This is a genomic window from Polyangium spumosum (genome assembly GCF_009649845.1).
In the GTDB taxonomy this organism is placed as follows: Bacteria; Myxococcota_A; Polyangia; order Polyangiales; family Polyangiaceae; genus Polyangium; species Polyangium spumosum.
In genome coordinates, this window is the sequence record NZ_WJIE01000001.1 from 861954 (window position 1) to 881750 (window position 19797).

Below are 19797 nucleotides of genomic sequence, written 5' to 3' on the forward strand. Positions count from 1 at the left end.
CGAGCTCACCCCTGCGGCCTGGCGATGACGCCCTTGAACATGCGGTGCGTGCGGGCGAGCGAGTCCATTTGAGCACGAAGCGCGGTCAGATCCTTGCGCGTGATCGCGTCGCGGCAACGCTCGAGGATGGCACGCGCCTTCTCGATGGCGTCGCGCCCGAAATCGCTGGATTGAACGATGGCCTGTACTTTCGGGAACATCTTCTCGATGTCCGCGATGACCTTCTCGGCCTCCTGCTTGACGCCTTCGAACTCGTCGTTGCTGCGACGCTCGACGAGGTACTCCTTCGCGGCCTCCATCATCGCGCCGACCTCTTCCTTCGTGAGGCCGCTCGAAGCCGTGACCTGGATCGACTGCTGCTGGCCGGTCTCGAGATCCTTCGCGCCGACGGAGACGATGCCGTCGCTGTCGATGGCGAACGTCACCTCGATCTCGACCTGACCCTTCGGCGCGCGCCGCAGCCCGGTGAGGACGAACTCGCCGAGCAGCTCGTTGCCCTCGGCCTGCGCGCTCTCGCCCTGCATGACCAGGATCTTCACGGCCGTCTGGTTGTCGCGGCTCGTCGTGAAGATCTTCGACCGGCTCGTGGGCACGGTCGTGTTCATCGGGATGAGCTCCTCGAAGTTCGACCCGTAGGTCATGATGCCGAGCGCGTGCGGCGTGACGTCGAGCAGCACCATCTGCTTCGACTCGTCCACGAGCGCGGCGCCCTGCACGGCGGCGCCGAGCGCGACGACCTCGTCGGGGTGCACGCCCTTGCACGGCTCGCGGCCGAAGAACTGGCGCACCGCCTCTTGCACGCGCGGCATACGCGTCATGCCGCCGACGAGGATCACGTCCTCGATCTCCTCGCGCTCGATGCGCGCGTCCTCCAGCGTCTGCCGGCAGATCTCGATGCAGCGCTCGACGAGGTCGCCCGAGAGCGACTCCATCGCGTCGCGCGTGAGCGTGCGCTGCAGGTGCAGGGCCTCGTTGCGCCCGCTCGAGATGATGAACGGCAGGTTGATCTCGGTCTCGCGCACGCCCGAGAGCTCGCACTTGGCCTTCTCGGCGGCGTCCTTGAGGCGCTGCAGGGCCATACGATCCTGACGGAGATCGACGCCCGTCTGATCCCGGAAGCCCGAGACGAGCCAGTCGATGATACGCGCGTCGAAATCCTCGCCGCCGAGGAACGTGTCGCCCGCCGTGGCGATGACCTTGAACACGCCGCCCGCGCCGATCTCCAGGATGGAGATGTCGAACGTGCCGCCGCCGAGATCGAAGACCGCGATCGTCTTCTCGACGTTGCGCTCGAAGCCGTACGCGAGCGCGGCGGCCGTGGGCTCGTTGACGATGCGGATGACGTCGAGCCCCGCGATCTGCCCCGCGTCCTTCGTGGCCTGGCGCTGGCCGTCGTTGAAGTACGCGGGCACCGTGATGACCGCCTTGGTGACGGGCTCCGAGAGGTAGTCCTCCGCGAAGAGCTTCATCTCCTGCAGCACCATCGCGCTGATCTCGGGGACCGAGTAGGTCTTGTCGCGGAGCTGGATCCGCACGTCGCCGTGCGGCCCCTCGACGATCCGGTACGACGCCGAGAGCGTCGCGTGCTTGACCTGCGAGGACGAGTACTTGCGCCCGATCAAGCGCTTGGCGGCGTAGACCGTGTTCTCCGCGTTCGTGATCGCCTGCCGCTTCGCGATGTGACCGACGAGGCGCTTGCCGGCCTCGGTGATCGCCACCATCGAAGGGGTCGTCTTGTAGCCGCCGCGGTTGGGGATGACGGTCGGTACGCCGTCCTCGACGATGGCCACGCACGAGTTCGTGGTGCCGAGATCGATTCCGATGACGCGCTCCATCGATTCAGGTGCTCCGTGGAGGGGGGTGCCGTAGAGGGGAGACGGACGTGCCAACGTACGGTGAGGCCGCTCGGGCCGGGGATCATTTCTCCGGGTCGCCGCCGTCTTGTTTCTTCATCTGCGCGCGAAGCTGCGCGATCGCCTCGCGCATCCTAGCATCGTTCGGCGAAAGCTCGGCGGCGCGCTCCATCTCGACCCGCGCGCTCGTCTCGAGCCCGGCTGCCATGTAGGCCCGCGCCAGGGTGAGCCGGTACTCGCCGACACCAGGGGCGAGCTTCACCGCGCGCCTCGCGAAATCGATGGCGCGGCGGTTGTTCTGGCCCGTCTTGAGCGTGCAAAAGGCGACACGCTCGTGCGGCCGCGGGTCGTCTCCCCTCGCTTTGCAGACGTTCGCGAAGCTCATGGCCGCCTCCGACCAGCGCCCCTGGCTGGCCTCGTACTCGGCCTGCCGCAAGAACCCGTCCGCGAGCTCCGCCGCCGCTTGCTGCTGGATCTCGGCCGCCTTCCGCGCGAGGCCCTCGTCCTCGGGCGCGAGCGCCACCGCGAGCCTGTAGGCGTTCGCCGCGGCCGCGAGATCCTTGCGCTCGAGCGCCACCTTCGCCGCCAGCACGTACCGCTCGAGCTGCAGACGCCGCGCCTCGTTTCGCGTCGCGTCGTAGCGGCGCGTGTGATCACCCGCCGGCGGAGCCTGCGTCACGGGCACGGCGGGCGCGCCGCCCACGTCGCCCGCCGCGCGCCGCAGGGGGTTGCTCCCGAGCTTCGCGCTGAAGGTCCGACGGAGCCGCACGCTCTCCGGGCTCGTGTCCTCGCCGACGAGGCGCCCCGCCGACGTCGGCGGCACGCTCGCCGGCGGATCCTCGGCCGCCGCGACGACCGCGGGGATGTCGGTCGGATCGTGCTCGAGCAGCGCCGCCATCGTCCGGTTCCGCCGCGTCTGCTCGAGGTACGCGTCGTACTCCGCGCGGCGCTGCTTCGACGTGAGCACGTCGTGCGCGAGCGTGAGCCGGTCGAAGATCGCCTCGATCCGCTGCTTGTACGAGCCGAGCTTCTTGCGGAAATACTTGTCCGGATGGAACTCCGGCGCGAGCACCCAGTACGCGCTCTTGATCGCCTTCTTGTCCGCGTCGGTCGGGACCCCGAGCAGCTCGTAGTGGTTGCGCTCGTCGAGCGCGTCGTGGATCTCGAGGACCCGCTTCTTCTTCGCGTGATCGAGCTCGACGGGCTCCTCGAGCTCCGGATCGACGATCCGCGGCGGCTGCTCGACGGTGAGCTCGATCCCGCGGCGCGTCACGGGCGGCGCCTCGACGCCCGTGTCGGTGCCGCTGCGGCGCTCGGCGGAGAGCTCGATGCTGCGTCGGGTCGGCGGCGGCAGCTCCGCGAGCGGCTCGAAGCTGCGACGGCTCGCGGGCGGCGTCTCCACCGTCGCCTCGAACCTGCGCGACGACGGCCCCGCGCCGAAGCCTGCGTCGAAGCTTCGACTCGAAGGGCCCTCGCCTCCGCGGCTCGAGACGGAGCTCGAGGTCGGCGCCACGCTCGGGTAGGCGCGGCGGGACACCGGGGCCTTGGGTTCGTTGAAGTCGACGGCGCCGAGCACGAAGAGCCGATCCAGCGCCGTCGTCACCTCGGCCTGCGAGAGGCCGGTGATCAGCGAGAGCTCACGCTCGCTCACCACGCCGTCGATGCGCGAGAGCAGGTAAGCCTCGTCGGGCCTCATCGGCAGCGACTTGATGTCGCACCCGGGCACCGGCCTGGGAACACGCACCATGGGGAAACCGGACGTAGCGGACTCGAAACCGAGCATTCAGTCTAGTGAGGATCGAGCGCCCCCCGCAACGCGGCCGGAGGCCGAGGCGGCACGAAGCCCCCGAGCCACGCCTCCGGCCATGCCGCGATGCGTCGTTCGAGCTCCTCCGTGATTCGCGTCACGAGAACGTCCTCGGCGCAAGGATCCGGACCGAGATCGTCCAGAGGAATCCGGGAGATCTCGACCACCGGGTATGACGAACGAGGGTTCGAAGACGCTGGCGCGGGAGGCGCACACGTGCCGACGACCACCGCTGCCCGTCGCGCGAGCGCGATACGCGCCGGCCCGACGGGGACGAGGACGTCCGCGCCGCAGAGGCGTCGGGTGATCGAGGGCACGCGCGCGGGGATGTCGACGAGAAATCCCACGGCGCGTCCTTCCGCGAGCTCGCGCGCGATGGAGAGGGCGACGCCGCGCCGGCCTCGATAAAGCGAACGAACACCACGCGGGCGACGCAGCCGCTCGTAGAGCTCGGTGAAGCGCGGGTCGTAACTCTCGCGCGCGACGGTCGCGACGGGAAAACCCTCCTCGACGAGCAGCGCGGCCATGCGCTCCCAGGGTCCGAGGTGCGCCGCGACGAACACCACGCCCCGCCCCTCCGCGAGCGCCTCCTCGAACACACGCCGCGACGCGGGATCGAGCGAGAGCCGCGCGCCCGCGCGCTCGCCGGGTCGCAAGAGATCGAGCGTGTCGGCGAGCATCTCCGCGACCGTCACGAAGACATCTCTCACGCGCGGCCTTCTGGCACCGAGACCGGCCTCGAGCCGCGCGGCGACGACGCGCCGCGCGCGCGGCAGGACGAGGTACGCGACGAAAGCGAGCGCGCGACAAACCAAGCGGAGGGCTCGCCGCGGCAGGAGCAACGCGACGGCGAGCGAGGCGCGCACGAGCGCGTACACGACGTCGTTCTTCCGCCGTTGCCGCGGGGTCCACGTCCCGCCCTCGCGGACATCGGCGACGGGCTCCTCGCTCGCCACGCGCGGCTCAGCGCGGACCGGCGTCGCCGAGCGCCGAGTTGATCACCTGATCCTGGATCCGCACGGCCTCGTCGAACGCATCCATCGCGGCCTTGCGCGCGCGCTCGCGCCCTTCGCCTTCCGGCAGGGACTTCGCGCGCCGCTCCTCGACGAGCCCGCGCACCTCGAAGAGATGACCGCGGAAGTACGTCGTCTCCTTCGCCAGCAAGAGCCCCGCGTCGACGTCGCGCAGCGCCGCATCGAACTCGCCACGCGCGCTGCGCAGATCGGCGAGGCGCGCGTACGTGTCCGAAAGGACCTCACCTGCCTCGGGCAGCGGCGTCTCGCCTCCGGGACGCGCGCCGCTCGTGAGCGACTCGAGCGACACGATCGCCGCCGCCACGTCGCCCGAGTCCTCCGCGAGATCGGCCTTGTGGTGCGCCGCGCGCGCCTTCGACAGGAACGCGAGCAGCACCGAATCGACGACCGGCGCGGCGCCGGGCTCGCACGCCGAAGGTTGCATCGCAGCGCGCTCCGACCGCGCGCAGTTCACGCCGATCGCCCCGAGCACCACGAGGCCGAGCGCCGCGATCGTCATCCTCGCCGAGCGGCGCGTCATCGCACACCCCACAAGGCGAAGCGGTTCTGCCGGAGCTCCGTGGCGCGCGTGCTCGCGATCCTGTCGACGCGCGCCGAAGCGCCGCCCACGCGCGGGAACGGCGTGTCGAAGAGCTCGCCTGCCGAGCGGGATCGCGAGAGCTCCGGCGCCTCCGCGACCGCGCTGTCCGACGAAGGCTGCAGCGTGAGCACGAAGCCCGCGGCCGCCGCGGCTGCCATGACGACCGCCGCCGTGACGACCGAGAGCACGCGCCCCTTGCGCGGCTCTGCCGACGCGCGGCGGAGCGCGCGCGCGATGAGCGCCTCGTTCCGGAGCGGCTCGATCGCGCGTGGCCTGTGCGCCGCCACGAGCGCCGCTGCGAGCTCCACGAGCGGCGCGCCGTGCTCCTCGCCGCGCGCGCTTTCCAGCGCATCACGCAGCCGCGTGGCCCCCGCGCGCTCGGAGGCCGTCGGCGGTTCGTCCTCGCCCTCGGCGCGCGCCTCGTGGTTGCCGAGCGCGCGCTCGATCAGCGCGTCGTTCAGCGCGTCGTCGATCCCTGCCGGCGCGCTCGCGGAGCGCAGCACCACGGCGAGCGGGTGCTCGCCCTTCTCCAGCGCCGCGCGCAGCGCATCGGCCTCCGCGAGCTCCTCGGGGGACGGCGGCGGCTCGTCCTCGAACGTCACGCGCTCGTCCGGACGAACCAGCCTGAGTTTGTGCTCCCTTTTCATCGCGGAGCCTCCCTCGACGCGAGCTTACCCTCGCCTGCGCGGGGCACGTCGATCGCCTTCTTCAGCGCCGCGAGCGCGCGGTGCAGCACCACGTCGAACGTCGACACCGTCACGCCGAGCGCGCTCGCCACCTCTTCGCGTGATCGCTCCTCGAGCACGCGCAGCCGGATCGCCTCGGCGTAACGCGGGTGGATCGATCGCAGCGCCGCCTCGACACGCGCGCGCGCCTCGGCGAGGTCCCGCTTCTCGCAGAGCTCCGCCTCCCCGTTCGCCTGCGGATCGGCCTCGGCCGCGTCGATCTCGCGCTGCAGATCGTCGGGCTCGTACAGCGTCTCGCGCTTGCGCGAGCGCAGGATGTCGTACGCGATCCGCATCCCCACCACGCGCAGCCACGGGTACACGCCCGCGTCTTGCCACTGGAACTGGTGGAACCGCTCGACCACACGCGCGTACGTCTCGGCGAGCGCGTCCTGCGCGAGCGCCTCGCGACCGAGCCGCGGCAGGAGCACCGAGCGGTAGAGGATGGGCCCGTAACGGCGCAGGATCTGCCCGAGCGCCGCGCGATCACCGGCCCTCGCGCGCTCGCAGAGCTCGCGCTCCGCTTCGAGATCCGTACGCGCAACGGCCACGGACGCCACGATACCCGGACTCGGCCTCTGCCGCACAGCCTCGACCGGCGCGGGCTTCGGACGCGGCGCGCGAGGTGCGCGGCGACCGAGCCCGACCGCGAGCAAAAGCGCCGCCATCGGATCGAGGGCGGGCGGCGCGAGCGGACGGAACGCGAGGGCTTCTGCTTGCACGCCCGGAGAACGGCCCTTGCCGCTCGACCTTACGGGCGATCGCCACCACATTGAGCCCCGGCGCGCGCGGGGCGCGCCCTCTTCCGGCCTCGAACGGATTTTCTCCGATGGAAACCCCGGATTTTCAGACAAGGGAGCGTCGACTTGGCTGAAGAAGGACAACCCACGCGGTCGAAGACCATGCCTTGCGAGCGCTGCGGCGCGCTCAACGGGGCGGGCTTCGATCGCTGCGTGCGCTGCGGACACGCGCTCTCCACGGTCGCTCGTTCGGTCGATCGCCTCGGCGCGCGCCTCGATCCGGAGGCCTTGCTCGCCTCGAAGTTCGTGATGGGACTCACGATCCTGGTCTTTGCGGCGCAGATCTACGTCGCGCTGCGCACCCGGGGCACCGGGGACGTGCTCTCGGCGCTGCTTCGCCCGGCGCCGATCGACACCCTCCGGTTCGGAGCGCTTCACGCCTTGCTCGTCTTCGCGGAGCCGTGGCGGCTCGTCTCCGCGGTGTTCGTGCATTTCGGCGCCCTGCACCTGCTCGGCAACATGTTCGTCTTCTCGTGGCTCGGCCGGATCGCCGAGCCCGCCGTGGGCCCGGCGCGCCTCGTCCTCACGTACGTCGTGTCCGGCGTCGCGGGGTTCGTCGCATCGATGGCCTACACGTTCCTGTTCGACCCCTCGGGTGGTGGGCTGACGGCGGGCGCGAGCGGCGCCGTCTTCGGGATCATGGGCCTCGTGGTGGCGATGCTCTACCGGCAGCGAAACCCGCAGTGGAAGCGGTTCGCCCTGCAGGCCGTGCTCCTCAACGTCGTCCTCGGCTTCGCCATCAACCAGGCCCGGGTCGGCGTGCTCATCAACAACATCGCCCACCTCGGCGGCCTCGGCGTCGGCGTCCTGTTCGGCCTGTATTTTGCCAAACGGGTGTCCGCTTCCAGCCGCAGCGGCAAGTCGGACCTCGGGCTGAACGTCGCCGCGGCGCTGGGGCTCCTCACGTGCGTGGCTTCGCTCGTCCTGGCGCAGCTCTCGCCGACGTGGCGCGAGCTCGCGCAGGGTGAGGAGCGTTCGTCTCGGCGACCGGTCGAGACCCGGGTTGTCGATTTCCCGACGAAGCGGTGATTGCAAATTCGTCTCCGACCGTCTACCGCCTCGTGTCGATTTCTTCCCGAGGAGACGTCATGTCGCACAGCTCGCTCCGGCTCGCCCTTCTTGCCTCCGCGGTCGCCCTTGGCGGCTGCACCGTCTACGTCAACAACCGCAACCCGTCGAACCAGCGCCAGCCAGCGCAGGCGCAGGCGACGCGGCAGCCGACCCGCGGAACCATCCCCCGCCCGACGAACGCCCAGCGCCCCACGCAGACGACGCCCACGCAACCGAACACCACCAAGCCCGCTGTCGAACCGCCGCGCATCAACGGCAGGATCGCCTTCGGGAACGGCACGCTCGGCGCGTTCAAGGGCTACGCGTACGTGATCCCCGACACGACGACGCGCATGCCGGACCTCTCCAAGATGGTCCCCTTCGCGACGCTGCTCACCGACAGCTTCATCGTCCAGCGCCAGGAGTTCTCGGGCGGCTTCCCCGGCGTGCTCGCCCAGGAAGAGTGGTTCGCGATCCGCTACGAGGGCGCTTTCGACGTCCCGCGCGAGTCCGGCTACACCTTCAAGCTCACCTCCGACGACGGCGCCATCCTGTACATCGACGGCGCGAAGGTCATCGACAACGACGGCCTGCACATGCCCCAGGAGGCCACCGGGACGAAGCTGCTCAAGCCCGGCCGCCACCAGCTCCGCCTCGACTATTTCCAGGGCCGGAAGGGTACGGTCGCCCTCGCGCTCTCCATGGGCGAAGGTGACGCACCGCCGCGTCCCCTCGTCGGCGTTCGCTAGCTCGCGCGCGCGCCCCTCTCCGCACGATCCCGACTCTCTCCACCCCACCGTTCGCCCCGGACCACGACAGCGCTGCACGCCTGCGGCTTATTCGCCGCGCCGGGTGTCCATGGTGCTATCGTCGCCTCGCGTATGGCGTCGGTGAACCCGCTCTCGCGGGAGCTCGTCTTCAAAATCGTCTATTACGGCCCTGGGCTCGGCGGGAAGACGACCACGCTCGAGTACATCCACGCGACGGCCAAGCCCGAGCATCGCGGCAAGCTCGTCTCGCTCGCGACGCCCGTCGACCGCACGCTCTACTTCGACTTCCTGCCGATGCGCTTGCCGCCCATCCGCGGCATGAACGTCCGCCTGCAGCTCTTCACCGTCCCCGGGCAGGTCTACTTCAACGCGACACGCAAGCTCGTCCTCACCGGCGCCGACGGCATCGTCTTCGTGAGCGACTCGCAGATCGCGCGCGCGGACGCCAACCTCGAGAGCTTCGACAACCTCCGCGACAACCTCGCCGATCAGGGCCGGAACGTCGCGGACATGCCGCTCGTCTTCCAGCACAACAAGCGCGACCTGCCCGATGTCCTCCCCATGGAGGAGATCGACAGGATGCTGAACCGTTACGGCGCGCCATCCCTCCCCGCGTCGGCGAAGACGGGCCTCGGCGTGTACGAGACGCTCGAGCGCATCACGCAGGTCGTGCTCGCGTCGTTCGAGTCGCAGATCCCCGAGTCGGTGCGCGCCGCGGCCGCAGAGGCCTACGATCCGGCCGAAGAAGGGCTCGCCGCCGCGCTCCGCGACGCCTCGCGCAGCGACCGTCCGCCCGTGAGCGCCGCGATGGTCAACCGCGTCGAGCCGAGCCGCGCCTGGGGCAGCGTGCCTCCCGATACGGGCCTCGAGGAGCCCGATGAGCTGAAGAGCGCCGCGATGCGCCCGCCTCCCCTGCCCGTCACGAGCTTCCCCGAGGCGCACGAAGAGCCCGCTCCGTCGAGCGCGCAGCTCGCGATCGCGCCGCCCGCAGAGGCGCCGATCCTCCCGAAGACCGAGTCCGTGCGGCCTCCGCCGCCTGCGTCGGTGCAGTCTCCGCCCACGGTGGGCAGGCCTCGCGCTCCCGAGTCCGTGCGTAGCCGGACGCGTGGCTCCGTCTTCCCGCCGCCGAAGCCCTTCGCGCCGCTCGTCCCGCAAGCGCCGACGTCCGCGCCGTCGACGCCTGGCTCGCCCGTGAACATCGCGGCGAAGGCCGACGCAGGCGGGCCCTTCGAGGCGCCGCGTGGCTCCGGGATGTCGTTCGTGGAGCTCTGGCCCGACGGCGATCACGCGCTCGTGCACAACGTCGAGTCGGCCATCGCGGGGGGTCGATATGCCGAGGCGATCGAGCAGTGTGATGGCCTCGTGTCGCGACAGCTCGCGAGCGCCGCGAGCTTGTTCGGCGCCTCGGACGCGCCGCGTGATCCCGCGGCGGTGACGCTGCTCCTCGGGCTCGATGGACGCCGTTACCTGTCCTTCCGCGGGGCCGTGCGCGCGGCGCGCGGGGGCGGGAAGATGACGGCGCGCGACGCGCTCGCGGCCTACGCGTTCGCCATCGACGCGCGGCTCGCGCGAAGCTCGATTCGCTAGCGAGCTCGGTTCAGAGCCGGTCGGGCGCGGGCACGACCGAGTAGCGGCGCATCGACACGTTCATGAGCAGCGCGACGCACATGATCATCGTCGTCACGCTGGATCCGCCGTACGAGAAGAGCGGCAAGGTCACGCCGACGACGGGCAGGATGCCGCAGACCATGCCTGCGTTGATGAACGCGTGCCAGAAGAGGATCGCGCTGCAGCCGACGCCGAGCACGGCGCCGAAGCGATCCTTGGCGAGCGAGGCGATGCGGATCGACCACAAGCAGAGGAAGCCGTAGAGCAGCATGAGCAGCACGCTGCCGGCGAACCCCCACTCCTCCGCGAAGACGGGGAACGGGAAGTCCGAGAACTGATCGGGCAGGAAATTGAACTGGTTCTGCGTGCCCTTCATGTACCCGTTGCCGAAGAGGCCGCCGTTGCCGATGGCCACGCGCGAGTGATGCGCGTGCCAGCCGGTCTTGAGGATGTCGTCCTCGGGCCGCAAGAAGACGGTCACGCGCGCCTTCTGGTAGTCGAGCAGGACGTAGTTCCAGATGAGGGGGAGCGCGCAGATGACCGTCACGACGAACGTGAGCACGCTCTTCCACTTCACCCGCGTGAGCGCGGCGATCATGAGGAAGACGAGGACGTGGATCGACGCCGTGCCGAGATCGGGCTGCTTCAGGATGAGCAGCGCGGGCACGCCCGTGAGCAGGGCGGGCACGAGGAGATCCTTCAACGTGCGCCCTTCGCTGCGTGGATCGTCGTGGAGGAACTTCGCGAGCGCGATCACGAGGAAGATCTTCATGAACTCGCTCGGCTGGAAGCGGAACGCTCCGAACTCGATCCAGCGCTTACTGCCTCGCAGGTCCTTCGCGAAGATGAAGACCAGGATGAGCGAGAAGACGCCGAAGGTGTAGATGGCGTAGCCGAGGCGCTCGAGGTGGCGATAGTCGATGGCGACGAGGATCCCGCCGAGGATCCCGCCGAGCACGAGCCAGTAGATCTGGCTGATGTAGAGCTCGGCGCGCACGCCCTGGTAGACGCTCGTCGCGCTGTAGAGGTTGACCACACCGAGCACGGCGATGAGCGCCGCCGTGATGAAGAGCGGCCAGTCGAAGTGATCTTTCGCGCGCGGCGAGACGTCCCCTCGGATCACGGCGCACCTCCCCGATCGGGCTTCGGCTTGTGGCCCGCGTTGTTCACGCCGGCGCGCGGGGCGCGCTCACGCGCGAGCTCGTTGTACGCGCGGACCACCTCGAAGGCGACGGGCGCGGCGTGCTTGCCGCCCGCGCCGCCGTGCTCGACGAGGACCACGACCGCGACCTCGGGCGCGCGTGAAGGCGAGTAACCCGCGAACCACGCGTGCTCGCGGTTGAAGTACCAGACGCGCTCGGCCTCGGCGCCACGCGCGAGCTTGTGCGAGACCTGCGCGGTGCCCGTCTTGCCGGCCATGTCGACGCCGAGCACGCGCGCCTTGAAGGCGGTGCCCGCCTCGGAGTTGACGCCCGCGTAGAGCGCCTTCTGCACGAGCGAGATGTTCTCGGGGCTCACCTCGATCTGCCTGCGCACGCGCGGCGCGAACTCCTGCACCACCGTGCCCGCGCTCGTCTCGACCGCGCGCACGATCTGCGGCTGATACAGCGTGCCGCCGTTCGCGAGCGCCGCGTACGCGAGCGCGAGCTGGAGGACCGTCACGGTCGTCGCGCCCTGGCCGATCGCCGCGTTGAGGCCGAAGCCGAGGCGGAACTGGCCCTTGTTGCGCAGGGTCATCCACGCGCGCGTCGGCATGCGGCCCGCGGCCTCCGCGTTCACGCCGAGGCCCGTCTTCGTGCCGAGGCCGAAGCGCTGGCCCATCTCGGCGATGACGTCCATGCCCACGCCGAGCTCGGCCGCGAGGCGGTAGAAGTAGACGTTGCACGACTCGGCGATCCCCTGGTGCAGATCCACCGGTCCATGCACGTGCGTGCATCGGAAGGTGCGCTTGCCGAAGGTGAGCGCGCCCCGGCAGTTGGACGCCTGCCGATGATCGATGAGCCCCTTCTCGAGCGCCGCGAGCGCCGTGAAGGGCTTGAACGTCGAGCCCGGCGGGTACGCGCCCGAGATCGTCTTGTCGAGCGCGGGCTTGAGCGGATCCGAGTAGAGCCTCCGGAACGCGTCGCGGATGACCTGCTTGCCCGAGCCGCCCGAGAGCGCGTTCGGATCGTAACTCGGCTTCGAGTAGAGGCCGATGATGCGGCCCGTGCGCACGTCGATCAGCGCGACGCCGCCCGCGAGCTCGCCGCGCATGGCCTTGTCGATCGCGCGCTGGATGTCGGCGTCGAGCGTGAGCCGCAGATCGCGGCCCGGGATCGGATCCACGCGCCGCGGCTCCTCGATGATCCCCTCCCCGCCGGACCGACGCCGCCCCTTCGCGTCGACGAGCACCTTCTCCCAGCCACGCGTGCCGCGCAGGTAGCTCTCCCACGCGCGCTCGATGCCCGTGGCGCCGACGCGATCGCCCTCGACGTAGCCCGCGCTGCGGAGCTTGCTCAGCTTCTCCGCGTCGACCTCGACCATGTACCCGAGCGCGTGCGCGCCGACCTCTTCGTACGGGTAGTAGCGGACCGGCACGGGCACGACGTCCACGAAGGGCAGCTCCGCGTCGTGCGTGCGCAGCGTGGCCACGGCGTCACGCGAGATGTCCTCCTTGAGCAGGATCTGCTGGCTCTTCCGAGGTCCGTCGCTCGCGCGGATGTTGGTCAAGAGCGCCTCGAGCCGCGCTCGCTCGTCCACGCCGACGCCGAGGTACTCGACGAGCCTCGGCCAGACCACCTGCATGTCGATCTTCTCGGGGACGACGTAGAGGTTGTACGAGGGCCGGCTCGCCGCGAGGACCTTGCCGTTGCGATCGCGGATGATCCCGCGCGTCGTCGCGAGCGTGATGCGACGGACGATGTTCTCGCGGGCGATCGCCTTGTTGTCCTCGCCCTCGAGGATCTGGAGCTGGAACAGGCGCCCGATGAGGACGAAGAGCAGCACCACCATCGCGAGCGCGATCCACCGGAACCGGCGCCGGAACTCGCTGACGTCGGAGCGCTGGACGACGAGGCTCATCGTTGCCCTCCCTCTCCAGGCCTCGGCACGTTGATGGTCGCCTGGTGCACGCGCTCGGCGAGGCTGAAGACGAGCGGCGCGAAGAGCGCCGTGCCGATCGCGTGCGGCGCGACGAGCGTCGCCAGCGCCCGCGGCCGCGCCGTGTCCGTGCCGAAGATCGCCGTGAGCACGATGATGAGCACGCCCTCGAGGAGCGCGAACGCGAAGGCGAGCGCGACCTTCGTGAGGAGCGTCTGCGCGGCGAGGCGCACGCCCGCGGCGCGCGCGACGACGAACGTGGCGACCGTGATGAACGTGAACAGGCCGATCGGCGCGGCCGAGAAGAGATCGAGCAGGTAACCGAGCAAGAACGCGAGCGCCGCGCCGCGCGCGATCGAGTACTCGTGCACGCCCATGAAGACCACGAGCGGCAGGAGCAAGCTCGGCGTGATCCCCGCGATCTGCAGCCGACCGATCAGCCGATAGAGGTTCGACTGGATGATGAGAAGGGCGATGCCGACAGCGAGAAATGCGGTGTTTCGCATCGTCCTCTCTCCTCCTCTCCGACCTTACCGCCTCGGCGTGGAAGAGCCAGACGCGCCCGCCGAGGCCTCCTCCGGGGGCGCGGAGGTGACGATGAGCACCTCCTCGAGCCGCGAAAAATCCACGGCAGGCGTCGCGTAGACCTGCTGGTAGATGCCGAAGTCCCGCTTCACGACCTGCGTGACCTTGCCGACCGGGATGCCCTTCGGATACCGCTTCCCGACGCCGCTCGTGACGAGCAGATCGCCGACCTCCACCTCGTCGGTGCGCTGCACGTACTCCACGCTGCAGAGGTACTTCGACTCGTCGCCCGTCCCGCGGACGAACCCACGCGCGCCCGTCCGCTGCACGACGACGTCGACGCCGCTGCCCGCGTCGACGACGAGGCGCACGTCGATGGTGTCGCCCGAGATCTTGAGCGTCGTGCCCACGACGCCGTCGGGCGAGATCACGGGCAGGTTCGGCTGGATGTCGCGCGACTCGCGATCGAGCGTGACACGCGCGATGCGGAAGAACTCGTTCGTGTTCTTGCCCGTGACGACGGCGCTCACGACGTCCGTGCGGACGCTCGTACGGAGATCGAGCAGGCGCCGGAGCCTGCGGTTCTCCTCCTCGAGCGCCTCGAGCTTGCGCACGCGCTCGCGAAGACGCGCGTTCTGCGAGGCGATACGCGCGTTGTCCTCCTTGACGTCGACCAGGTAGATGTAGTCGCCCCAGATGTTCGAGAGCCCCCGCGCAAGCGTCGCCGCGGCGTACTGGAGGGGCGTGGCGATCCGGACGATCACCTTGTCGGCGCCCGTGACCTTCCCCGGATCACGCATGCTGGCCCGGAGGAACCAGAACGGCACCGCCAGGGCGAGCAGGACGATGGCCAGATCGCGGTAACGCTTGAAGTTCATGCTTCGGGCGGCTCTGGCGCCGTGAAACGCGCTGTCCGTCGGGGCGAAGGGCTCCCCGCTCCTCCCTCGATGCCACGAGACGCGCGCGGACGCTACCTGCTCACGCGCGCCGGTTAGCTGATCGTGACTTCCTTCAGGAGCTCGAGGTGATCGAGCGCTTTTCCGCTGCCGAGCACCACGGCGCTGATCGGATCGTCACAGACCATCACCGGCAATCCCGTCTCCTCGCGGAGGAGCACATCGAGGTTTTTCAGGAGGGAGCCGCCGCCGGTGAGCACGATCCCCTTGTCGACGATGTCGGCCGCGAGCTCGGGGGGCGTGCGCTCCAGCGCGACGAGCACGGCGTCGACGATCGCGTTTGTTGGTTCTGCAAGCGACTCGCGGATCTCGTCCGAGTTGACGACCACGGTCTTCGGGATGCCCGCGACCATGTCGCGCCCCTTGACCTCCATCGTGAGCTGCTGCTCGAGCGGGTACGCGTTGCCGATCGTGATCTTGATCCGCTCCGCCGTCTGCTCGCCGATGGCCATGTTGTACTTGCGCTTCATGTACGCCATGATGGACTCGTCCATCTTGTCGCCGCCGACGCGCACGCTCTGCGAGTAGACGATGCCGGCGAGCGAGATGACCGCGACCTCGGTCGTGCCGCCGCCGATGTCGACCACCATGTTGCCCGAGGGCTCGGTGATGGGCAGGCCGGCGCCGATCGCCGCCGCCATCGGCTCCTCGATGAGGTACACCTCGCGCGCGCCCGCGCCCTCCGCGCTCTCCTTCACCGCGCGCTTCTCGACCTCGGTGATGCCGAAGGGCACGCAGATGATGATCCGCGGCTTCACCAGCGTGCGGCGGTTGTGCGCGCGAGCGATGAAGTAACGCAACATCGCCTCGGTGATCTCGAAGTCGGCGATGACGCCGTCGCGCAGCGGCCTCACGGCTTGGATGTTGCCCGGCGTGCGTCCGAGCATCTCCTTCGCCTCACGGCCGACCGCGAGCACCTTCTTGCCGCCGCGGTTGTCGCGTTGCACGGCCACCACGGAAGGCTCACAAGAGACGATGCCCTTGCCCTTCACGTAGATGAGCGTCGTGGCGGTGCCGAGATCGATCGCGAGATCGTTCGAGAACAGGCCGTAGAGCCAGTCGAAGATCATCGCATCGCCTTATGGAAGCTGTGGGTCCGGTCCGCCCGAGACGCGCATGAATGCCGCACGGGCAGGGGCCGGTCCTATCATCCTTGGGGGGTGGTCGCAACGAGAGCACCTGCTCAGGTCGAGCACACCCGTTCAGCAGCAAGCACGGGCGGACCCATGGCCTCGCCATGGATCCACCCGTCCATCACGAACGATTCAGCGGCAGATCCCGAAAAGGCCGATCAGCCCTTCGAGATCTTGCCTTCCTTGTGCTCGTAGTGCTTGCGGCAGACCGGACAGAACTTCTTGATGACGAACTTGTCCGACATCGTCCGCTTGTTCTTGGTCGTGTGGTAGTTCGCCCGGCTGCAATTGGCGCACGTCAGCTTGATGATGTCGCGCATGGCTATCTCCTGAAACTCACCGGTTCCGCGCCGGCTCGGTCACGGGCACGCTCACGTCCGAGCGCGCGCTGCGAAACCCGCCCTCCACAGCCCCGCCGCGGCGGGGGGGCCCGAAGGAGGGCGGTAACCTACGGAATTTCCCGCCGCTGTCAACGTCGGCGAGCACGACCTTCGGCAAAGATCCCAAACGAGCCGTGACGGGCGAGCTCGAGCCGACGCTCGAGCGCTCGCCCAGCCCGATCACTCGTCGTCTTTTCCGGTGTCCCTCCAGTCGTCGTCGCGGCCCCAGTTCTTGTTGTTGCGACGTCCGCCGCCACCTCCAGGGCCGTCCCCGTCGTGACCGCCGCCGCCGCCACGACGACGACGATCGTCGAACGTCTTGCGCTGCGGAGGCGGAGGAGGCGCAGGGGCGTAGCCGCTCGGCCCACCACCACCACCACCGCCGCCATACCCGCCGCCGCCGCCGCCGCCGCCGCCGCCGTAACCGCCGCCGCCGCCGCCGTAGCCGCCGCCGCCGCCGTAACCGCCGCCGGGACGCTCCGCGCCTGCCGGACGTTCGCCCTTCGGATGCGCGAGGTTGACGACGAGCCGACGGCCACGCACGTCCACGCCGCGCAGCGCTTCGATCGCGCCCTTCGCAGCCTCGGCGCTCGCCATCGTGACGAACCCGAAGCCGCGCTTGCGTCCGTCTGCGTCCATCGGCAAGTGCACACGCACGACGGGACCTCCGCCCGCCGAGGTGATCATCGACTCGACTTCCTCGATGCTCGCGTCGTACGGGAGGTTGCCGACGTAGAGAGTGCGGTCAGGCGCTGCCCCAGCAGGCCCACCGCCGCCCATGCCAGCACCTCCTGCACCACCCATCGGCCGCGGGCCACCCATGCCGCCTTCACGGCGCGGAGGCTCGGCCTGGAAGGGCCGCACGGAGATCGACTTGCCGCCCTGGAACGAGCCGTCCAGCGACTCACGAGCGGCGTTCGCCTCTTCGCTCGTCGCGAGCGTCACGAACCCGAAACCGCGCGGCCGACCCGTCGCGCGATCCTTCGGCAGGCTCACCTCGACGACGCTGCCACCAGTCGCCTCGAAGAGCCCGCGGAGAACATCTTCGGTAATGGAGTCGGGCAGTCCTGCTACGAACAACTTACGAGAATCTTCAGCCATCGAAAAACCTGCGCACCATCGATCCTAGCGCCTCGCCTCCGAGGCTCGCGCCCTCTTGCTCGCCTCGAACACTCTCCCCGAGAGGCGCGCCTCGCTTCACGATGGCGAGGACCGAGCCTTCTGGGACGAGCTACAGCCCACGATATATGGCCCCCTTCCCGCGTCAAGGGAGCCCCTCTCGGCCTGTTCGTCCCCGAGCGCCGTCCATTCGTCCGCGAAGGCGCCTCGAGCCCCCGCCCGACCCACCGCCGCTCCCCTCCCCGTCTCGCCGTTCGTTCGCTGAATCCGCGCGTGGCGAAGCGCGCTACGCAGCAAAAAAGCAGGAGGAGGACACGCTCGGCGCCCGAGCGACCGGGACGGAGGATCCGCTTGCGTCGCCAGACGTAAATCGTGTTACGACCCGTTCCCCGAGGTTCAAAACGCGATGGCGGAGCACTTCAACATCGAGCGCTTGATGGATTCGTCCGGCAGGGTGGACCTTTCGGACATCGACTGGTCCGAGGTCCCGAAGCACCCGATGACGCCCGAGGCGATCCGTTGCCTGCGGTATTTCCTGCTGACGGAGAACTCGACCTTCTTCTACGTCAAGGCCCTCATGTCCACGGACGCCGTGTACGAGGAGCCGGAGATCGCGCCTTTCCTCTGCGTCTGGATGTACGAGGAAGAGTTCCACGGACGTGCATTCCGCAGGTTCATGGAAGCGCTGGGCGAGCCCCTCTCCCCGACCTACCGGCGCGACATGTTCCTGTCGCGTAGCCCCGGCGAGCGGCTCGACGAGTTCGGCCAGAACATGCTCGGGAAGATCTTCCCGGACCACTGGCCCGCCGTGCACATGACCTGGGGCACGATCCAGGAGTTCACGACCTACAGCGCCTACCAGGCGCTCATCGAGCGGATCGATCATCCGATCCTGAACAAGATCTGCCAGCGGATCATGAAGCAGGAGCTGCGGCACTACGCGTTTTACCGCGAGCACGCGAAGCGCCGCCTCGCGCGTGATCCGATGACCCGCAAGATCGTCTCCACGGCGATCAAGCTCGCCTGGACGCCCGTCGGCGATGGTATGTGCCCCAAGGAAGAGGTCGTGCACGCGATCCGCTTCCTGCTCGACGGCGTGGGCAGCAAGTCGATCGCGCGCGTCGAGCAGAAGATCCGCGAGCTGCCCGGGCTCGAGTGGTTCGACTTGTTCACGAAGTTCTGCGAGCGCCACGATATCCGGGAGGCGCCCGACGCCTGGTTCCCGCGGAACTTCCGCACCAGGGCCCCGAAGATCGAGGCCGCCGAGCCCGCGTCGATGTACGACGCGGAGTGACGCCCGCCCGGTACGCTCGACGCGGCCCACGAACGACGTGGATCGCGTCGAGCGACGCCCGCAAGACCCTTCAGCTCTCCTGACCCGTCGCCCCGCTCTCGCCGCTCTCCGCGGCGGGCGTGCTCTCCGCAGGGCGAGCCTTCTTCTTGCGCTTCTTCTTGCCTGCCGCAGGCGGCGCGCCGCCCGTCGCCTCCGGGTCCTTCTTGGCGAGCACGAACGTGAACCAAGCGCCCAGGGCGAAGAGGCCGAAGCACGCCCACTGCGCGGGCGTGAGGCCGCCATACCGAGGATCTCCGCCGATCATGCTCGCGCCCTCGACCTCGCGGAAGAAGTCGAGCACGAAGCGCACGGGCGCGTACGCCATGCAGATGATGCCGGTGAAGTAACCAGGCGGTCGCGGGCCGCGACGCCAGAGCCACGTGACGAAGAGCGCGAGAGGGATCGTCAGGACGAACTCGTAGAGGCCGAGGTCGTAGCGGCCGACCCAGCCGCTGCCCATCGGGTAACGAACCGCGAACCACGCGTCGGAGAGGCGGCCCGGATGATCGTGCACGACGGAGCAGCCGGCGCGGCCGAAGATCCAGGCGATCGGGAAGGTCGCGACGACGACGTCTGCGTACGGGAGGACCTTCTCGCGCTTGATGTACTTGTACGCGAAGCAGCCGACCATCGCGCCGATGAAGCCGCCGTAGCTCGAGAGCCCGTCCCACAGCATGAGCAGGTAGAGCGGATCTCGAGCGACACGCTCGGGGTGATAGAAGATCGCGTCGAGCATGTGCCCGCCGACGAACCCCGCGGCGACGACCCAGAAGATGAACTCGTTCATCTTCTTCGTGTCGAGGTTGCGCTCCTTCGCGCGGTGCATCGTGATGACCGAGCCGATGTAGACGCCGAGCGCGACGAGCGTGCCGAAGGGCTTGATCGACGGCGGCCTGGCCGCGTCGAAGAGCTTGTTCAGGCCGGGGATGTCGAGCAGGAATCCGAGCGGGATCTCGGGGAGCGTGATGTAGGGGATCAGCGGCTCTGCCACGCGGACGTGCGTAGCGCAGCGCGCGCGCCGACGCCATGGACGCGCGCGGCGAGCG

The 19797-nt window shown here is 69.3% G+C and carries 18 protein-coding genes; 4 read left to right on the forward strand and 14 right to left on the reverse strand.

The window, feature by feature from the left end; translation table 11 throughout:
- Positions 1–5: 5 nt before the first annotated feature.
- From dnaK to GF068_RS03735, 6 genes are all read right to left on the reverse strand, one after another.
- Positions 6–1835, reverse strand: a complete 1830-nt coding sequence (gene dnaK / locus GF068_RS03710; protein WP_153817874.1) for a molecular chaperone DnaK — start codon at positions 1833–1835, stop codon at positions 6–8.
- Positions 1836–1917: 82 nt separating this feature from the next.
- Positions 1918–3600, reverse strand: a complete 1683-nt coding sequence (locus tag GF068_RS03715) for a DnaJ domain-containing protein (protein ID WP_170319288.1) — start codon at positions 3598–3600, stop codon at positions 1918–1920.
- Between the two features lie 41 nt (positions 3601–3641).
- Positions 3642–4616: an LpxL/LpxP family acyltransferase gene (locus GF068_RS03720; RefSeq protein ID WP_153817876.1), complete on the reverse strand. Its 975-nt coding sequence runs from the start codon at positions 4614–4616 to the stop codon at positions 3642–3644.
- A 7-nt stretch (positions 4617–4623) separates the two neighbouring features.
- Entirely contained in the window at positions 4624–5214 is a 591-nt protein-coding gene (locus GF068_RS03725; RefSeq protein WP_153817877.1) for a hypothetical protein, read from the reverse strand.
- A complete protein-coding gene (locus GF068_RS03730; RefSeq protein ID WP_153817878.1) occupies positions 5211–5921 on the reverse strand; it encodes a hypothetical protein in 711 nt (236 codons plus the stop codon). Before GF068_RS03730 ends, GF068_RS03725 begins: the two co-directional genes overlap by 4 nt.
- Positions 5918–6721 (reverse strand): RNA polymerase sigma factor, encoded by an 804-nt coding sequence (locus GF068_RS03735; RefSeq protein WP_338046205.1) that lies wholly within the window; start codon positions 6719–6721, stop codon positions 5918–5920. Before GF068_RS03735 ends, GF068_RS03730 begins: the two co-directional genes overlap by 4 nt.
- A 144-nt stretch (positions 6722–6865) precedes the next feature.
- Here GF068_RS03735 and GF068_RS03740 point away from each other — a divergent pair, with 144 nt between their 5' ends.
- The 3 genes from GF068_RS03740 (at position 6866) to GF068_RS03750 (ending at position 10206) form a co-directional block, all read left to right on the forward strand.
- Positions 6866–7828 (forward strand): rhomboid family intramembrane serine protease, encoded by a 963-nt coding sequence (locus GF068_RS03740; protein WP_153817879.1) that lies wholly within the window; start codon positions 6866–6868, stop codon positions 7826–7828.
- Positions 7829–7887: 59 nt separating this feature from the next.
- The gene (locus tag GF068_RS03745) at positions 7888–8598 is read left to right on the forward strand and encodes a PA14 domain-containing protein (protein ID WP_153817880.1); all 711 of its coding nucleotides are present in this window, start codon (positions 7888–7890) and stop codon (positions 8596–8598) included.
- A 132-nt stretch (positions 8599–8730) separates the two neighbouring features.
- Positions 8731–10206 carry a GTP-binding protein gene (locus GF068_RS03750; RefSeq protein WP_153817881.1) on the forward strand — a complete coding sequence of 492 codons (1476 nt, stop codon included), beginning with the start codon at positions 8731–8733 and terminating at the stop codon, positions 10204–10206.
- Positions 10207–10216: 10 nt separating this feature from the next.
- On the opposite strand, the gene rodA is transcribed toward GF068_RS03750, so the two are convergent.
- The 7 genes from rodA to GF068_RS46080 form a co-directional block, all read right to left on the reverse strand.
- The gene (gene rodA, locus GF068_RS03755) at positions 10217–11350 is read right to left on the reverse strand and encodes a rod shape-determining protein RodA (protein ID WP_338046206.1); all 1134 of its coding nucleotides are present in this window, start codon (positions 11348–11350) and stop codon (positions 10217–10219) included.
- Positions 11347–13287: a penicillin-binding protein 2 gene (gene mrdA / locus GF068_RS03760; RefSeq protein WP_153817882.1), complete on the reverse strand. Its 1941-nt coding sequence runs from the start codon at positions 13285–13287 to the stop codon at positions 11347–11349. Before mrdA ends, rodA begins: the two co-directional genes overlap by 4 nt.
- Positions 13284–13811 carry a hypothetical protein gene (locus tag GF068_RS03765; protein ID WP_153817883.1) on the reverse strand — a complete coding sequence of 176 codons (528 nt, stop codon included), beginning with the start codon at positions 13809–13811 and terminating at the stop codon, positions 13284–13286. Before GF068_RS03765 ends, mrdA begins: the two co-directional genes overlap by 4 nt.
- A gap of 24 nt (positions 13812–13835) precedes the next feature.
- The gene (gene mreC / locus GF068_RS03770; RefSeq protein ID WP_153817884.1) at positions 13836–14708 is read right to left on the reverse strand and encodes a rod shape-determining protein MreC; all 873 of its coding nucleotides are present in this window, start codon (positions 14706–14708) and stop codon (positions 13836–13838) included.
- 113 nt (positions 14709–14821) lie between these two features.
- Entirely contained in the window at positions 14822–15856 is a 1035-nt protein-coding gene (locus GF068_RS03775) for a rod shape-determining protein (RefSeq protein WP_136930736.1), read from the reverse strand.
- Between the two features lie 221 nt (positions 15857–16077).
- The gene (rpmG, locus tag GF068_RS03780) at positions 16078–16239 is read right to left on the reverse strand and encodes a 50S ribosomal protein L33 (protein WP_153817885.1); all 162 of its coding nucleotides are present in this window, start codon (positions 16237–16239) and stop codon (positions 16078–16080) included.
- Positions 16240–16479: 240 nt separating this feature from the next.
- Positions 16480–17400 (reverse strand): RNA recognition motif domain-containing protein, encoded by a 921-nt coding sequence (locus GF068_RS46080; RefSeq protein ID WP_153817886.1) that lies wholly within the window; start codon positions 17398–17400, stop codon positions 16480–16482.
- Positions 17401–17824: 424 nt separating this feature from the next.
- Here GF068_RS46080 and GF068_RS03790 point away from each other — a divergent pair, with 424 nt between their 5' ends.
- Complete coding sequence (locus GF068_RS03790) at positions 17825–18712, forward strand: acyl-ACP desaturase (protein ID WP_153817887.1); 888 nt, start codon at positions 17825–17827, stop codon at positions 18710–18712.
- 70 nt (positions 18713–18782) lie between these two features.
- On the opposite strand, the gene GF068_RS03795 is transcribed toward GF068_RS03790, so the two are convergent.
- On the reverse strand, positions 18783–19742 hold the full coding sequence (locus tag GF068_RS03795) for a prolipoprotein diacylglyceryl transferase (protein WP_338046207.1): 960 nt from the start codon (positions 19740–19742) through the stop codon (positions 18783–18785).
- Positions 19743–19797 lie beyond the last annotated feature (55 nt).

What these genes read in the sequence shown, in the direction of transcription:
- GF068_RS03790 (WP_153817887.1), top strand. Translation starts at nt 17,825, where the DNA reads ATGGCGGAGCACTTCAACATCGAGCGCTTGATGGATTCGTCCGGCAGG.
- GF068_RS03715 (WP_170319288.1), bottom strand. Translation starts at nt 3,600, where the DNA reads ATGGTGCGTGTTCCCAGGCCGGTGCCCGGGTGCGACATCAAGTCGCTG.
- mrdA (WP_153817882.1), bottom strand. Translation starts at nt 13,287, where the DNA reads ATGAGCCTCGTCGTCCAGCGCTCCGACGTCAGCGAGTTCCGGCGCCGG.
- GF068_RS03750 (WP_153817881.1), top strand. Translation starts at nt 8,731, where the DNA reads ATGGCGTCGGTGAACCCGCTCTCGCGGGAGCTCGTCTTCAAAATCGTC.
- GF068_RS03725 (WP_153817877.1), bottom strand. Translation starts at nt 5,214, where the DNA reads ATGACGCGCCGCTCGGCGAGGATGACGATCGCGGCGCTCGGCCTCGTG.
- dnaK (WP_153817874.1), bottom strand. Translation starts at nt 1,835, where the DNA reads ATGGAGCGCGTCATCGGAATCGATCTCGGCACCACGAACTCGTGCGTG.
- GF068_RS03730 (WP_153817878.1), bottom strand. Translation starts at nt 5,921, where the DNA reads ATGAAAAGGGAGCACAAACTCAGGCTGGTTCGTCCGGACGAGCGCGTG.
- GF068_RS46080 (WP_153817886.1), bottom strand. Translation starts at nt 17,400, where the DNA reads ATGGCTGAAGATTCTCGTAAGTTGTTCGTAGCAGGACTGCCCGACTCC.
- GF068_RS03765 (WP_153817883.1), bottom strand. Translation starts at nt 13,811, where the DNA reads ATGCGAAACACCGCATTTCTCGCTGTCGGCATCGCCCTTCTCATCATC.
- rpmG (WP_153817885.1), bottom strand. Translation starts at nt 16,239, where the DNA reads ATGCGCGACATCATCAAGCTGACGTGCGCCAATTGCAGCCGGGCGAAC.
- GF068_RS03775 (WP_136930736.1), bottom strand. Translation starts at nt 15,856, where the DNA reads ATGATCTTCGACTGGCTCTACGGCCTGTTCTCGAACGATCTCGCGATC.
- GF068_RS03745 (WP_153817880.1), top strand. Translation starts at nt 7,888, where the DNA reads ATGTCGCACAGCTCGCTCCGGCTCGCCCTTCTTGCCTCCGCGGTCGCC.
- mreC (WP_153817884.1), bottom strand. Translation starts at nt 14,708, where the DNA reads ATGAACTTCAAGCGTTACCGCGATCTGGCCATCGTCCTGCTCGCCCTG.